The sequence below is a fragment of the Microtetraspora malaysiensis genome (assembly GCF_001528665.1).
GTDB classification, from domain to species: Bacteria; Actinomycetota; Actinomycetes; order Streptosporangiales; family Streptosporangiaceae; genus Microtetraspora_A; species Microtetraspora_A malaysiensis.
The window spans coordinates 465,107-479,029 of record NZ_BBYJ01000006.1; the positions used below are offsets into that span (position 1 = coordinate 465,107).

Consider the following 13,923-nt stretch of genomic DNA (forward strand, 5'->3'; position numbering starts at 1 on the left):
TCGGACAGAGATGACCTTCTGCGATTTTGCCGCAGTATGGTCAAATCATTGTGCGGAAACTTGCTCGGGTGACAGTGGTCGCCAACGCGGCGGTGATCGCGGTGGGGCTGGTGGCGCTGATGCTGCTGCCCCCCGCAGGAGATGACGAGTCCGGGGAGAGGAGGATCCCGGCCAGGGCGGCCCCTGCGCCGGCGAGTGAACCCGACCCGCCTCCGCCGGTCATCGCGACCGTGGAGTCGGCCCGCGCGGTCGGTGCGAACGAGCTCGGACTGGTGCCGGTGATCATGTATCACCGGCTGCTGAAGAAGCGGATCGCGTCTATCGACCGGACGCCCGCCCAGCTCCGGGCCGAGCTGGTGAAGCTGGCCAAGGCGGGCTACGTGCCGGTCACGGCGGCGGAGTTCGTCAGCGGCAGGATCGACATCCCGGCCGGAGCACACCCGGTCGTGCTCACCTTCGACGACGGGCACCCCTCGCACTTCGCGCTGGACGCCGACGGCCGGCCCAAGCGCGACACCGCGGTCGGGGTCATCTACGAGGTCGCGGAGAAGTACCCGGACTTCCGTCCCGTCGCGACCTTCTGGGTGAACCGCGCGCCGTTCGGGCTGCCGGACCGGGCGCAGCAGGAGGCGGCGGTGAAGTGGCTGGTGGACCACGGTTTCGAAGTGGCCAACCATACCTATACGCATCCTGACCTGCGCCGGCTGTCCACCAAGGGGGCGGCCGAGCAGATCGTCAGGCAGGAGCGGCTGCTGAAGAAGCTGGGCGCCCCGCCGTCCACCACGATGGCCCTGCCGTACGGCTCCCGCCCGCGCAAGGCGAAGATCGCCCGCGAGGGGAAGTGGGACGGCACGCGTTACCGCTTCGACGGCGTCTTCCTCGCCGGGGCCGAACCGTCGGTTCCGCCGTACGCGAAGAGCTTCGACAGCACCGCGATCTGGCGCATCCAGTCCAACGGCAAGCAGGGAGAATGCCGCCGCTGGTGCTCGGCCTACTGGCTGGAGTGGCTGAACGAACACCCCAAGGAGCGCTACACATCGGATGGGGATCCTGAGCACATCTCCATACCGAAGAGGCTTCGAGGTAATATCATTTCAAAGGCGGCGAAAAAGGTCATCGCTTACTAGTGCTGCGGCCGGATTGACCTGGGACGCGTCGTCTCATATGCTGATCGCTGCGCTGTGGGTTCGCGTGCGCCTCGGACGGAGCGGGCTCACACTCGATCATCCATCGCCATGGTTGAACGGAAAAAAAGCCCACCGCGCCTTGGTCACAACGACATCTGTCCGGTTCGGAGCAATTCCACACATGACGAGCAGCACTGAGGCCACCTCGAGCACCCCGCAGGTAGCGGTCAACGACATCGGTTCCGAGGAGGCCTTCCTCGCCGCGATCGACGAGACCATCAAGTACTTCAACGACGGCGACATCGTTGAAGGCACCGTCGTCAAGGTCGATCGAGACGAGGTCTTGCTCGACATCGGCTACAAGACCGAGGGTGTCATCCCTTCGCGTGAGCTCTCGATCAAGCACGATGTCGATCCTGCCGACGTCGTCGAAGTCGGCGAGCACGTCGAGGCCCTTGTCCTCCAGAAGGAGGACAAGGAAGGCCGCCTCATCCTGTCCAAGAAGCGCGCGCAGTACGAGCGGGCCTGGGGCACGATCGAGAAGATCAAGGACGAGGACGGCATTGTCACCGGCACCGTCATCGAGGTCGTCAAGGGTGGTCTCATCCTCGACATCGGCCTCCGTGGCTTCCTGCCGGCGTCCCTGGTCGAGATGCGTCGCGTCCGCGACCTGCAGCCGTACGTCGGCCGCGAGCTCGAGGCCAAGATCATAGAGCTGGACAAGAACCGCAACAACGTGGTTCTTTCCCGCCGCGCCTGGCTGGAGCAGACCCAGTCGGAGGTCCGCCAGACCTTCCTCAACACCCTGCAGAAGGGTCAGGTCCGCAAGGGCGTCGTCTCCTCGATCGTCAACTTCGGTGCGTTCGTGGACCTCGGCGGCGTCGACGGACTGGTCCACGTCTCCGAGCTTTCCTGGAAGCACATCGACCACCCGTCCGAGGTTGTCGAGGTCGGCCAGGAGGTCACCGTCGAGGTTCTCGACGTCGACATGGAGCGCGAGCGCGTCTCCCTCTCGCTCAAGGCGACGCAGGAAGACCCGTGGCAGCAGTTCGCCCGCACCCACCAGATCGGCCAGGTCGTGCCGGGCCGCGTCACCAAGCTGGTGCCGTTCGGTGCGTTCGTCCGGGTCGAGGAGGGCATCGAGGGCCTGGTCCACATCTCCGAGCTGGCCGAGCGCCACGTGGAGATCCCGGAGCAGGTCGTTCAGGTCGGCGACGAGATCTTCGTCAAGATCATCGACATCGACCTGGACCGTCGTCGCATCTCCCTCTCGCTGAAGCAGGCGAACGAGGGCGCGCTGGGCGCCGACGTCGAGTTCGACCCCACGCTGTACGGCATGGCGGCGACCTACGACGACCAGGGCAACTACATCTACCCGGAGGGCTTCGACGCCGAGACCGGCGAGTGGCTCGAGGGCTTCGACAAGCAGCGCGAGGAGTGGGAGCGGCAGTACGCCGAGGCCCAGGCCCGCTTCGAGGCCCACAAGTCGCAGGTCGAGAAGGCCCGCGCGGAGGAGGCGGAGGCCAGCGAGGCCGCCCCGTCGACCTACTCCGGTGAGACCACGGGCGCGGCCCAGACCGGTGGCGCGCTCGCCTCGGACGAGGCGCTCGCCGCCCTGCGCGAGAAGCTGGCCGGAGGCCAGAGCTGACCGCTCAGGACGTGAGGTAAGCACACGAAAGGCCCCGCTTCGGCGGGGCCTTTTCGCGTCTGCGCTCCTCGCGTCCGAGCTTCGTGTCCGCATGCCCGGCGCCGGTGGCCCGGCCGGTCCGCCTCAGCCCTCACCCCGATGCCGCGGGAGCGGGGCCGATAGGGTGCCCCCGTGACGGACATAGAGAGGGCGTCGCCCGAGGACGCGGGCGAGATCCTCACCTTGCAGCGCGCGGCGTACGTGACCGAGGCTCAGATGTACGGCGACCCCTTCATCACCCCTCTCGTCGAGTCGCAGGAGCAGCTTCGCCGGGCGATCGAGACCGGCGTGGTGCTCAAGGCCGTCGAAGGCGCCCGCGTCGTCGGGTCGGTGCGCGGCAGGCTGCCGGACCCCCTTGGGCAGGAGGGTGTCCAGGCACGGACCGGACGGCGCGAGGCGCCCTCATCCGGCCCCACGTGCCTCGTGGCCCGCCTCGTCGTCGCCCCCGACCGGCAGGGCGGCGGCATCGGCACCGCGCTGCTAGAGGCGCTGCACGAGGCGGTCCCGGAGGCGGTCGCCTTCGACCTGTTCACCGGGCACCTCTCGGAGGGCAACCTGCGGCTGTACCGCCGCCTGGGATACCGCGAGACACGCCGGGAACGGGTGCAGGACCACCTCACGCTGATCCACATGCGGCGTGCGGCGTCGCCGCGCTGACCGTCCGGCGCCCGCGCGTCCGACGTGTGGCCCGGCGGTCGATATGGGGCGCCTGCCGGATATGGCGGGGTCCCGATAGGCTGCGGGCGTGATGAAGGTGGGTCTCACGGGCGGCATCGGGTCGGGTAAGAGCGAGGTCTCCCGGCGCCTCGCGGAGCATGGGGCGATCGTCATCGACGCCGACAAGGTCGCCCGCGAGGTGGTGGAGCCCGGCACCGAGGGGCTCAAGGAGATCGTCGAGGCGTTCGGCGAGGACGTGCTCCGCCCGGACGGCAGCCTCGATCGGGAGCGGCTCGGCGCCATCGTCTTCACCGACGCCGGCCAACTGGCCGTGCTGAACGGGATCGTCCATCCGAAGGTCGGCGCGCGGGTGCAGGAGCTCCAGGACGCCGCGCCGCGGGACGCGATCGTGGTGTACGACGTCCCGCTGCTCGCGGAGAACGGGCTCGCGCCGATGTACGACCTCGTCGTCGTCGTGGACGCGTCGGATGAGACCCGCCTGGAGCGGCTGACGCGGATGCGGGGCATGTCCGAGCCGGACGCGCGGGCGCGCATCGCCGCGCAGGCCACGCGGGAGGACCGCCTGAAGGTCGCCGACGTGGTGATCGCCAACGAGGGGCCGCTGGAGGACCTCGACGCCCGGGTCGCCGAGCTGTGGGAGGACCTGCGCGCCAGGGCCGCCTGACCCGCGGACCCCGGGGGCGCGGGAGCGCGGAACAGGCCCACGCCTGGGCTGCGCGCCGTCGGCTCGGGGCGGGGCCATCGTCGTGCGGGCGGTGGGGCGGGCCCGAGGCGAGAAATGTCGGTGGCCCGGCGTAGGTTATGCAGACGTGAGGCCCGTAACCGACCTGCAGCGTAAAGTGGCACCCTTCGAGGTGATCACCGAGATGACGCCGTCCGGCGACCAGCCCTCCGCGATCGCGGAGCTGGAGCGCCGGGTTAAGGGGAAAGCCAAGGACAATGTCCTCCTCGGCGCCACCGGCACCGGCAAGACCGCGACCGTCGCCTGGCTGATCGAGCGCCTGCAGCGACCGACGCTCGTCATGCAGCCGAACAAGACGCTCGCCGCACAGTTCGCGAACGAGCTGCGCGAGATGCTGCCGAACAACGCTGTCGAATATTTCGTGTCGTACTACGACTACTACCAGCCCGAGGCGTACGTTCCGCAGAGCGACACTTACATCGAGAAGGACTCCTCGATCAACGAGGAGGTCGAGCGGCTGCGCCACTCCGCGACCAACTCGCTGCTGACCCGCCGCGACACGGTCGTGGTGGCGTCGGTGTCCTGCATCTACGGTCTCGGCACCCCGCAGGAGTACGTCGATCGCATGGTCCGGCTCAAGGTCGGCCAGGAGGTCGAGCGCGACCAGCTCCTGCGCAGGCTCGTCGACATGCAGTACGCGCGCAACGACCTGTCCTTCACCAGGGGCACCTTCCGGGTGCGCGGCGACACGATCGAGATCATCCCGCAGTACGAGGAGCTCGCCGTCCGGATCGAGATGTTCGGCGACGAGATCGAGAAGCTCGCCACGCTGCACCCGCTGACCGGCGAGGTCATCACCGAGGACGAGGAGCTGTACATCTTCCCGGCCTCGCACTACGTCGCCGGGCCGGAGCGGATGGAGCGGGCGATCCGCGACATCGAGGCGGAGCTGACCGAGTCACTCAGCCGGATGGAGCAGCAGGGCAAGCTGCTGGAGGCGCAGCGGCTGCGCATGCGCACCACATACGACATCGAGATGATGCGCCAGATCGGCACCTGCTCCGGCATCGAGAACTACTCCCGCCACATCGACGGCCGGGAGCAGGGCAGCGCGCCGAACACGCTGCTCGACTACTTCCCCGAGGACTTCCTGCTCGTCCTGGACGAGTCGCACCAGACCGTGCCGCAGATCGGTGCGATGTACGAGGGGGACGCCTCGCGCAAGCGCACGCTGGTCGAGCACGGGTTCCGGCTGCCGTCGGCGATGGACAACCGTCCGCTCAAGTGGGAGGAGTTCCTGGAGCGGATCGACCAGACGGTCTACCTGTCGGCCACGCCGGGGCCGTACGAGCTGGGCCGGTGCAAGGGCGACGTGGTCGAGCAGGTCATCCGCCCGACCGGGCTGGTCGACCCGGAGGTCGTCGTCAAGCCGACCAAGGGGCAGATCGACGATCTGATGCACGAGATCCGGGTGCGCACCGAGAAGAATGAGCGCGTCCTGGTCACCACGCTGACCAAGAAGATGGCCGAGGACCTCACCGACTATCTCCTGGAGAACGGCATCCGCGTGCGCTACCTGCACAGCGAGGTGGACACCCTCCGGCGGATCGAGCTGCTGCGCGAGCTGCGCATGGGCGAGTTCGACGTGCTGGTCGGCATCAACCTGCTCCGTGAGGGCCTCGACCTGCCCGAGGTGTCGTTGGTGGCCATCCTGGACGCCGACAAGGAGGGCTTCCTGCGCTCGGAGACCTCGCTGATCCAGACGATCGGCCGCGCCGCGCGGAACGTCTCCGGCCAGGTCCACATGTACGCCGACAAGGTCACGCCCAGCATGGAGCGGGCCATCGAGGAGACCAACCGGCGGCGGGCCAAGCAGATGGCCTACAACGAGGCGAACGGGATCGATCCCCAGCCGCTGCGCAAGAAGATCGCCGACATCCTGGACAGCCTGGCCAGGGAGGACGCGGACACCGCCCAGCTGCTCGGCGGCGGAGGGCGCCAGCAGTCGCGCGGCAAGGCTCCGGTGCCCGGGCTCGCGTCGCGTCCGGCGGGGCAGCACGCCAAGGCGATCGCCGGGGAGATGCCCCGGGCCCAGTTGGAGTCCCTGGTCGAGTCGCTCACCGAGCAGATGCACACGGCCGCGGCCGACCTGCAGTTCGAGGTGGCCGCGCGGCTGCGTGACGAGATCAAGGAGCTCAAGCGCGAGCTCCGTGACATGCGCGAGGCCGGGGTGAAGTAACCGCTCCGGCACGCCGCCCCGCCGGGCGGCCGGCCATGGCTCCCGGCGGGTGCCCCACCGAGATGGGCTGCGAGTGTGCGACCGGCCGTGGACGGCAGTCCACGGCGTTGCCAGGGGTGACCGGCCGCCCGCGACCGGTCACGGCGTTGCCCTGGGGGGCGACCGGGGCGAGCGCTGCGAGCGGGGCGGTGCCGTACCGCGACGGGGTGCGGCTGGTTCGGTGTGGGGCGGCCTCAGGTGGGCTGCGCCGTACGGGCGGCCCGGCGGGAGGCGCGATGGCGGCGCACCCGGCGGACCAGGCGCCAGCCGACGAAGGCGAGCACCGCGACCGCAACGATGACCAGCACCGGCAGGAAGATCGCGATGAGGCTCATGCCCAGCGCGCCCGCGTCCTCGACCGTGCTGATCACCGGCGCGCCCACGCCGGCCGTGGTGACGTTCACCACCGGGCGGGCACTCGCCTTGACCGCGTGGACGACGAGGGCGACGGCGATGCCGAGGACCCACCCGACGGCGGGATGCTCCGCCATCCAGGCCGAGTTGTCCAGCTCGGCGGCGGCCGCCGTGGCACTGAAGACCACTCCGCCGGACGCGGGCCGTACGGCGGTCTGGATGATGTCGTTGACGTGATCGACGACCGGCACCTTGTCGAGCACGATCTCCGCGACCAGGAGAACGGCGACGATCAGCAGGACCCAGCCGTTGGAGAGCCACTCGTAGCCCTGCGGCAGCCGTACGGCGTCGGTGAAGTGGGCGGCCAGCCCGACGACGAGCAGCGGGATATAGGCATTCAGCCCCGCGGCGGTAGACAGGCCGAGCCCGGTGAGTGCGGCGAACATCACCCCTCCAACGAACGTGTCCGCGTGCCGGTGCCTGGTGCGGCGCGGAAGTCCGGCAGGGGTCCATCATCCCCGGTTCGCGCACAACCCGGCGCGGCCGCCGGCACGAGGCCGGCGGCCGTAGCGGTTGGCGGGCGCCTCATCTGCTCGTGGCGCGATGCGAAGCGGCCTCACCGGCTCGTGGCGGGATGCGAAGCGGGCCTCACCTGCTTGTGGCGGGACGCAAAGGGGGAAGGTCGAAGTCGTCGTTCCGCATCCGCAGCAGCGCGTACGAGGCCCCGGCGAAGCCGGCCGCGGCGACCAGCAGGCCGACGCCCTGGGCCACGTGGCCGGGGAGGAACGGGTGGGTGAAGCCGCCCACCGCCAGGGCGAATCCTGTCCAGGCCGGGGCGACGCGGCTGCGCCACAGCGCGAGACCCAGCAGAAGCAGGCCGATGACGATGCCCACGATGAACAGCAGGCCCGCCACCATCTGCACCGGATCGTTCTCCAGCACGTCGTCGGAGAGCTTGGTCATGACGCCCACGTCGAGTCCCGACCGGACGGTGTGATACGCGAGCGGGTCGCCACCGATGATCAGCGCGATCCCGGAGAAGGAGCCCAGCAGCGAGATGAAGGCACCGAACGAGGTGAGCCTCGGGGCGCCGCGACGGGCCGCCCAGATGACCGCGAACGTGGCGGCCGGGAGTCCGACGACGAAGACGGCGCCGGCCAACCTGAGGACGTCCAGGAGCTGCTGATCGGCCGTGTAGGCCGTCACCGTCTCGGCGAAGGAGGCTCCTCCGTCGATCGGGTTGAGCAGGTAGTACACGGCCTGCGCGAGCATGGGCAGTGGCGCGATCACCGCGAGCAGGACGCGCCAGAAGCCGCGCACATCGCGCGGCCGCGCGGTGGGCGACGTGCGGTCGCTCGTCGTCGCCGGGTCGGGCCGGGTGCCGGGGTGCATGGTGTCCTCCGAGGGGTGTCGTTCGTCCTGCGGTTCCCTGCGCTTCGGAGCTTGGCGGGCGCTCGCCCCCGCCGTCGTGGGCGTCGGCCCCCGGATCGGTCCCAGATGCTCCCGGACGAGATGGGAGTACACACCCATGGTCATCGGGGCGGACGGCCCCGATGATTGGCGCATGGCGGTGAAACGAGCCGGACCTGTCGCGGCGGTCGCGGTCACGGGTCTCCTGGACGCCGCGAGCTGGGGGGCGTGGTTCGCGGGCGGTCTCAGCGTGGCCGACGCGGCGGGGGCGTACCTGCTGACCAACACCGCCATGTCGGTGACGTTCACCGCCTTCGGCGCGCTGGTGCTGGCCCACCGGCCGCGGCATCGGATCGGGCTGCTCTTCGTGGCCTACGGCGCCTGCTACACCGTGAGCGTGGCCTGCCTGGGCCTGCTGTCGGGAGTCTTCGCGCTGTCGCCCGGGTGGGAGCGGGCCGTCGACCTCGTCGGCATCACCGTGTGGATCCCGGCGCCGGTGGTCTGCCTGCCCCTGATCCTGCAGCTCTTCCCCGACGGTCACCCGCTGTCCCCCCGGTGGCGCCCGCTGGCGGCGGTGACGCTCGCGCTGGCCCTGCTCGCCCCGGCGGTGACGCTGCGGCCGGGCGGCGACGCGGGCGACCCGACGGCCGATCACAGCCCGCTGCTGCCCGCGGCCGTGGGGCGGGTGGCGGAGGCCCTGGTGCCCGTGTTCGTCGCCGCCGCGGCTCTGGTGCTGCTGGGCAGCCTCGTCGCGCTCGGGCTGCGCGCCCGGCGGTCGGGCGGCGCGGAGCGGCTGCAGGTGATGTGGCTGCTGTGGGCGGTGGTGCTGTTCGTGGTGCTGAACCTGCAGCGCATCGTCACCACCGACGGTCCGGTCCTGTTCCTGCTCACCCTGCCGCTCGTCCCGGCGGCGGCCACGGTGGCGATCGTGCGCCACCAGCTCTACGACATCCGGCTGATCGTCAACCGCTCCCTGGTGTACGGCCTGCTCACCGTGGGCGTGGTGGGGGCGTACCTCGGCATCGTCGCGGGCCTGGCCCCGCTGGCCCGAGAGTGGCTGTCGGCCAGCCCGTTGGTGGCGACCGGCGTGATCGCGGTGACGTTCGCGCCGGCGAGGTCCGCCCTGCAGTCCTTCGTGGACCGGCTCATGTACGGGCGGCGGCGCGACCCGGCCGAGGCGGCCGCGCGGGTGGGGGCGCGCCTGGCGACGGGGCTGGACGGCGTACTCAACGCGGTCTGCGAGGCGCTGCGGCTGCCCTACGCCGCCGTCAGGTCGGACGGTCGCCTGATCGCGGCGTGCGGCAGCCCCACGCCGGCCTGGCACGTGGTGGCCCTCGAGGTGGCCGAAGGAGAGAAGGCCGACCTGCTCGTCGGCCTCCGGGCGGGCGAGGCACGGTTGTCCACCGTCGACCGGCGCGCTCTCGACCTGCTGGCCGCGCCGGTCGGCCTCGCTCTTCAGGCCGTACGCCTGTCGGAACGCCTGCGCGAGTCCCGCAGGCACATCGTGGCGGCCAGGGAGGAGGAGCGGCGGCGGCTGCGCCGGGACCTGCACGACGGCCTGGGCAGCGCGCTGGCCGCGGTCACCCTGAAGGCCGACGCCGCGCACAACCTGTTGCGGAGCGATCCGGAGCACTGCGGACGGCTGCTGCTCGACCTGCGCGACGACCTCGCCGACGCGATCGCGGACATCCGGAGGCTGGTCTACGACCTGCGCCCGCCCGATCTGGACGAGTTGGGGCTCGCCGGAGCGCTGCGGCAGCGCGCCCAGCAGTCCTGGCGTCGCGACCAGGCCGGGTTCGTGGTCACCGTGGACATCCCCGACGACCTGCCGTCGCTGCCCGCCGCCGTCGAGGTCGCCGCGTACCGGATCGCCACCGAGGCGGTCACGAACGCCCTGCGCCACAGCCGGGCGAACACCTGCGAAGTCTCGCTGCGCGCCGACGGCGCGCTGCACCTGGAGATCCGCGACAACGGCGCCGACGCCTCCGGCGCGTGGTCCCACGGCGTGGGCCTGCGCTCGATGCGCGAGCGCGCCGCGGAGCTGGGCGGCACGCTCACCGCCGGACCGACCAACCAGGGGGGACTCGTCCACGCCCTGCTGCCATTGGAGGGCGTATGACCGCGGACGGCACGATCCGCATCGTCGTTGTGGACGATCACCCGCTGATGCGTGAGGGGCTGCGCGCCCTGGTCGCCTCCCTGCCCGACATCGACGTGGTCGGCGAGGCCGGAGACGGTGCGGCCGCCCGGCGTGAAGCCCTGCTCGCCGCCCCCGACGTCGTGGTCATGGACCTGCACATGCCCGGGACCAACGGGGTGGAGGCGACCAGGGCGATCCTGCGGAGCGCGCCCGCGACCCGGATCCTGGTGCTGACCATGTTCGAGGACGACGAGTCGGTCTTCGGGGCCATGCGGGCCGGCGCCTCCGGATATCTGGTCAAGGGGGCGCGGCAGGAGGAGATCGTCCGCGCGATCCGCTCCGTCGCCGCGGGGCAGGCCGTCTTCGGCCCGAGCGTCGCGCGCCGGATCATCGACTTCTTCGCCGGCGCGCCACGGCCGGCGCCGGCCGCCGAGCCCTTCCCCGAGCTGACCGCGCGCGAGCGCGAGGTCCTCGACCTGATCGCCGCGGGCCACTCGAACTCCGCGATCGCGCGGCACCTCGTCATCAGCGTCAAGACCGTCAGCAACCACATCTCGGCGATCTTCGCCAAGCTGCGGGTCGCCGACCGGGCCGAGGCCATCGTCCGTGCCCGCCAGGCCGGACTCGGTACGCGATCACGCCAAGGAGATTCCTGACCCGGCGGGCAGCGGAAGCGGGTGCCGCGTGGGCGCCGCCCGGGGCGACCCGTAATGGCCGGCGGTCGGAAATGCGAACGCCGCACGTATTGCGCTCACGGGATCGGGTTGCAATGCTCTCCGACAGGATAGGCGTAGAAGGCTGGAATCGGATCGATGGCGGATATCGGTGGGCGGGAACGTCCCGCGCCGGGCGCGCCATTGGAATTACGGCTGAGTCGCATCGCCATTTTGATCCTGGTGATTTTCATCTTCTCGCGATCCATGCTCGTTCTGGTCTCCCAGGGGCCGCCGGCGCAGCGGATCATCGGCCTCGCGCTCTGTGTGGCCGTCATCACGCTGTACGTCCTGGCCGCCACCATGGTGCCGACCAGGTGGGCGGTCGGTGCCATGGCCGTGCTCGCCTACTGCCCGCTGCCTTCCTCGGCGCGTGGTGGACGACCGTGGTGCCCTTCCTGGCCTCGATGGCCCTGGGGTTGCTCCGCCGGCCGTACTCCTTCGTGGTGTTCGCCGCGGTGATCGTCGCGGAGTTCCCTGTGGCGCTGCTCCTGGGCGACGCTCCGCCCGCCGCCCTCTACACGGCTCTCCTGGTCGTGGTGGTCGCGTTGCCCCTCTACGGGCTCACGCGTTTCGCGGAGACCGCGCGGACGCTGTACGAGACCAGGGCGGAGCTGGTCGCGGCCGAGGTGGACGGCCAGCGCGTCAGGATCGCCGGCGAGCTCCAGGCGCTGCTGGGGGAGCGGCTGGACGACATCGGCACCCGCGGTGCCCGGGCGCTGGCCCAGGTGGACGGCGATCCCGAGCGGCTGCGCGAGGAACTCTCCGGCATGTTGACCCTGGCCCGTGATGTGCAGCGGGAGATGCGGGATTTCGCGCATCGGGAGCAAATGTCGGAATCGGGAACGGACGATTATCCGAAATGATGAATATCACGACATATGAGTGTTAGTTGCTTCTGGTGGTAATTGCCAGATAGCGCGAATCTGGTCACGCAAGGGGCAGCGGGGCGGCGGAGCCTGACGTCTTGATCATCGTCACCTCGCGCGGGGTCGGCGCTCACCGCGTGGACCGTGGGATCCGGCGGCTCCTGACGGCGAAGCCGCAGGCGGCGCCGCGCGAACCCGGAGGTGAGTATGGGCGAGACGGTGATCGAGGTCGCCGGGCTGCGGAAGCGCTACGGCGACTTCACCGCCGTCGACGGGATCTCGTTCGAGGTGATGAGGGGCGAGGTGTTCGCGCTGCTCGGCACGAACGGCGCGGGCAAGACGACCACGATCGAGATACTCGAGGGGTACCTCAAGCCATCCGGCGGGACCGCCACGGTTCTCGGCCACGACCCGTCCGACCGCCGGGCGCTGCGCGCCAGGACCGGCCTGGTCCTGCAGGAGTCCGGTCTGTTCGGAGAGCTGTCGGCGGCGGAGACGGTGAACGCCTGGCGCCGGTTCACCTCCGGTGCGCGGAGCACTGACGAGGCGCTCGACATGGTGGGGCTCACCGATCGGTCGCGTACCAGGGTCAAAGACATGTCCGGCGGCGAGAGGCGCAAGCTGGACATCGCCCTCGCCGTCCTGGGCCGTCCGGAGCTGCTGTTCCTCGACGAACCGACTTCGGGCCTCGACGCCGAGGCCCGCCACCGGGTACGCGACCTCGTCGCCGACCTCGCCGCGGGCGGGACCGGCGTGCTGCTGACCACGCACTATCTGGAGGAGGCGCAGGACCTCGCCGCCAGGGTGGCGATCATGGACAAGGGCCGGATCGTGGCCTACGGAACGATGGCCGAGGTGCTCGGCCGAGGCACGGGGCGGGTCGGCTTCGAGTTGCCCGAGGGCGTGCGGCCGGACGGCCTGTCCCTCGGTCTGGAGGCCACCCTGACGAGCCAGGGACGGCGCTGCGTGGTCGTCACGCCCGACCCGGAGGCCGTGGCGCACACCGTGCTCGCCTGGGCCCATGCGCACGGCGTCAAGATCACCGGCCTGGACGTCCGCCAGGCCACCCTGGAAGAGGTCTTCCTCGACATCGCCGATCCGGCCCGACGGGAGGCACGGCAGTGAAGGCGTACACGCTCTCCCAGTTCCTGCTCCGCCAGAAGATCTTCTGGCGGACCCCGGCCTCCGTCGTCGTCGCGTTCGGCCTGCCGCTGCTGTTCGGGGGGTTGATGCCGCTCATCATGCCGGATGGCGAGGTGGGCGGCGCGACGATGAGTGTCTACATGGTCACCGGAGTCATCGTGATGGTGGTGGCGATGACCGGGTTCCTGAATCTGGTGGAGGCGCTCGTCAGCAGGCGGCAGGCGCTGATACTCAAGCGGCTGCGCGGCACTGAGCTGCCCGACCTGGCCATCTTCGGCGGGGAGATCCTCACGGTGATCGCGGTCGGCCTCCTTCAGCTGGTGCTGCTCATCGCCATGGCGAAGCTGCTGCACGGCATCGATCTGCCGGCCGATCCCGCCCTGCTCGTGGTCACCCTGATCGCCGGGCTGGCGGTGTTCGCCGCGCTGGCCGTCGCCGCGAGCGGCCGCGTCCCCGGACAGGGGACGACCGTAATGGTGAGCATGCCGGTTCTGCTCCTCACGATCGGCTTCTCCGGGTTCGCGTACCCGGTCTCGGAGTTCCCCGGCTGGCTGCGCGCGGTCGCCGCCGTCCTGCCGATCACGCCGATCGCGCAGGGGATACGCACCGCCTACGTTGGCCGGGACTTCGTGCACCAGACAGGCTCGGCCGTCCCACCCGAGGTTGGCGTGCTGGAGGGATTCCAGGTCATGGGGTCCGGCTGGCTGGTGCTGGCCGCGTGGCTGATCGCCGCGCTGTGGGCCGGGAAGAGGTGGTTCAGGTGGGAGCCCCGGCGCGGCTGACCGCGGCCGGCCCCCTCGGCGCGGGCGGTTGATCGAGAAGGCGGGCTTTGTCACGATTGG

General features: G+C 70.4%; 13 protein-coding genes. 10 read left to right on the forward strand and 3 right to left on the reverse strand.

The window, feature by feature from the left end; translation table 11 throughout:
* Positions 1–68: 68 nt before the first annotated feature.
* From AWQ71_RS07485 to uvrB, 5 genes are all read left to right on the forward strand, one after another.
* Entirely contained in the window at positions 69–1,127 is a 1,059-nt protein-coding gene (locus tag AWQ71_RS07485) for a polysaccharide deacetylase family protein (protein ID WP_245658154.1), read from the forward strand.
* Between the two features lie 181 nt (positions 1,128–1,308).
* On the forward strand, positions 1,309–2,775 hold the full coding sequence (rpsA, locus tag AWQ71_RS07490; RefSeq protein ID WP_067128647.1) for a 30S ribosomal protein S1: 1,467 nt from the start codon (positions 1,309–1,311) through the stop codon (positions 2,773–2,775).
* A gap of 171 nt (positions 2,776–2,946) precedes the next feature.
* A complete protein-coding gene (locus tag AWQ71_RS07495) occupies positions 2,947–3,471 on the forward strand; it encodes a GNAT family N-acetyltransferase (RefSeq protein WP_067128650.1) in 525 nt (174 codons plus the stop codon).
* 88 nt (positions 3,472–3,559) lie between these two features.
* Complete coding sequence (coaE, locus tag AWQ71_RS07500; RefSeq protein WP_067128653.1) at positions 3,560–4,156, forward strand: dephospho-CoA kinase; 597 nt, start codon at positions 3,560–3,562, stop codon at positions 4,154–4,156.
* A 145-nt stretch (positions 4,157–4,301) separates the two neighbouring features.
* Positions 4,302–6,413 (forward strand): excinuclease ABC subunit UvrB, encoded by a 2,112-nt coding sequence (uvrB, locus tag AWQ71_RS07505; protein ID WP_067128657.1) that lies wholly within the window; start codon positions 4,302–4,304, stop codon positions 6,411–6,413.
* Between the two features lie 233 nt (positions 6,414–6,646).
* Here uvrB and AWQ71_RS07510 read toward each other — a convergent pair whose 3' ends face one another.
* Together AWQ71_RS07510 and AWQ71_RS07515 are read right to left on the reverse strand one after the other, a co-directional pair.
* Complete coding sequence (locus AWQ71_RS07510) at positions 6,647–7,252, reverse strand: DUF4126 domain-containing protein (protein ID WP_067128659.1); 606 nt, start codon at positions 7,250–7,252, stop codon at positions 6,647–6,649.
* Positions 7,253–7,454: 202 nt separating this feature from the next.
* Entirely contained in the window at positions 7,455–8,372 is a 918-nt protein-coding gene (locus tag AWQ71_RS07515) for a hypothetical protein (RefSeq protein ID WP_157570225.1), read from the reverse strand.
* Between AWQ71_RS07515 and AWQ71_RS07520 the strand changes: the two genes are divergently transcribed.
* On the forward strand, positions 8,371–10,335 hold the full coding sequence (locus tag AWQ71_RS07520; RefSeq protein ID WP_067128666.1) for a sensor histidine kinase: 1,965 nt from the start codon (positions 8,371–8,373) through the stop codon (positions 10,333–10,335). The two genes, AWQ71_RS07515 and AWQ71_RS07520, sit on opposite strands and share 2 nt — an antisense overlap.
* Entirely contained in the window at positions 10,332–11,012 is a 681-nt protein-coding gene (locus AWQ71_RS07525; protein ID WP_174550682.1) for a response regulator, read from the forward strand. Before AWQ71_RS07520 ends, AWQ71_RS07525 begins: the two co-directional genes overlap by 4 nt.
* A gap of 95 nt (positions 11,013–11,107) precedes the next feature.
* Here the strand turns inward: AWQ71_RS07525 and AWQ71_RS07530 are convergent, their stop codons facing one another.
* Complete coding sequence (locus tag AWQ71_RS07530) at positions 11,108–11,404, reverse strand: hypothetical protein (RefSeq protein WP_067128669.1); 297 nt, start codon at positions 11,402–11,404, stop codon at positions 11,108–11,110.
* Positions 11,405–11,455: 51 nt separating this feature from the next.
* On the opposite strand from AWQ71_RS07530, the gene AWQ71_RS07535 reads away from it, so the two are divergent.
* The 3 genes from AWQ71_RS07535 (at position 11,456) to AWQ71_RS07545 (ending at position 13,863) form a co-directional block, all read left to right on the forward strand.
* Positions 11,456–11,935 carry a sensor histidine kinase gene (locus AWQ71_RS07535; RefSeq protein ID WP_157570226.1) on the forward strand — a complete coding sequence of 160 codons (480 nt, stop codon included), beginning with the start codon at positions 11,456–11,458 and terminating at the stop codon, positions 11,933–11,935.
* A 210-nt stretch (positions 11,936–12,145) separates the two neighbouring features.
* A complete protein-coding gene (locus AWQ71_RS07540) occupies positions 12,146–13,063 on the forward strand; it encodes an ABC transporter ATP-binding protein (RefSeq protein ID WP_067128675.1) in 918 nt (305 codons plus the stop codon).
* Positions 13,060–13,863 carry an ABC transporter permease gene (locus tag AWQ71_RS07545; RefSeq protein ID WP_067128678.1) on the forward strand — a complete coding sequence of 268 codons (804 nt, stop codon included), beginning with the start codon at positions 13,060–13,062 and terminating at the stop codon, positions 13,861–13,863. The genes AWQ71_RS07540 and AWQ71_RS07545 overlap by 4 nt, the downstream gene beginning before the upstream one ends.
* Positions 13,864–13,923 lie beyond the last annotated feature (60 nt).

Bases quoted from the DNA above. Each gene is read 5' to 3' on its own strand.
- AWQ71_RS07525 (WP_174550682.1), top strand. From the start codon at position 10,332: ATGACCGCGGACGGCACGATCCGCATCGTCGTTGTGGACGATCACCCG.
- AWQ71_RS07515 (WP_157570225.1), bottom strand. From the start codon at position 8,372: ATGCGCCAATCATCGGGGCCGTCCGCCCCGATGACCATGGGTGTGTAC.
- rpsA (WP_067128647.1), top strand. From the start codon at position 1,309: ATGACGAGCAGCACTGAGGCCACCTCGAGCACCCCGCAGGTAGCGGTC.
- AWQ71_RS07520 (WP_067128666.1), top strand. From the start codon at position 8,371: ATGGCGGTGAAACGAGCCGGACCTGTCGCGGCGGTCGCGGTCACGGGT.
- AWQ71_RS07510 (WP_067128659.1), bottom strand. From the start codon at position 7,252: ATGTTCGCCGCACTCACCGGGCTCGGCCTGTCTACCGCCGCGGGGCTG.
- AWQ71_RS07540 (WP_067128675.1), top strand. From the start codon at position 12,146: ATGGGCGAGACGGTGATCGAGGTCGCCGGGCTGCGGAAGCGCTACGGC.
- AWQ71_RS07530 (WP_067128669.1), bottom strand. From the start codon at position 11,404: ATGGCACCGACCGCCCACCTGGTCGGCACCATGGTGGCGGCCAGGACG.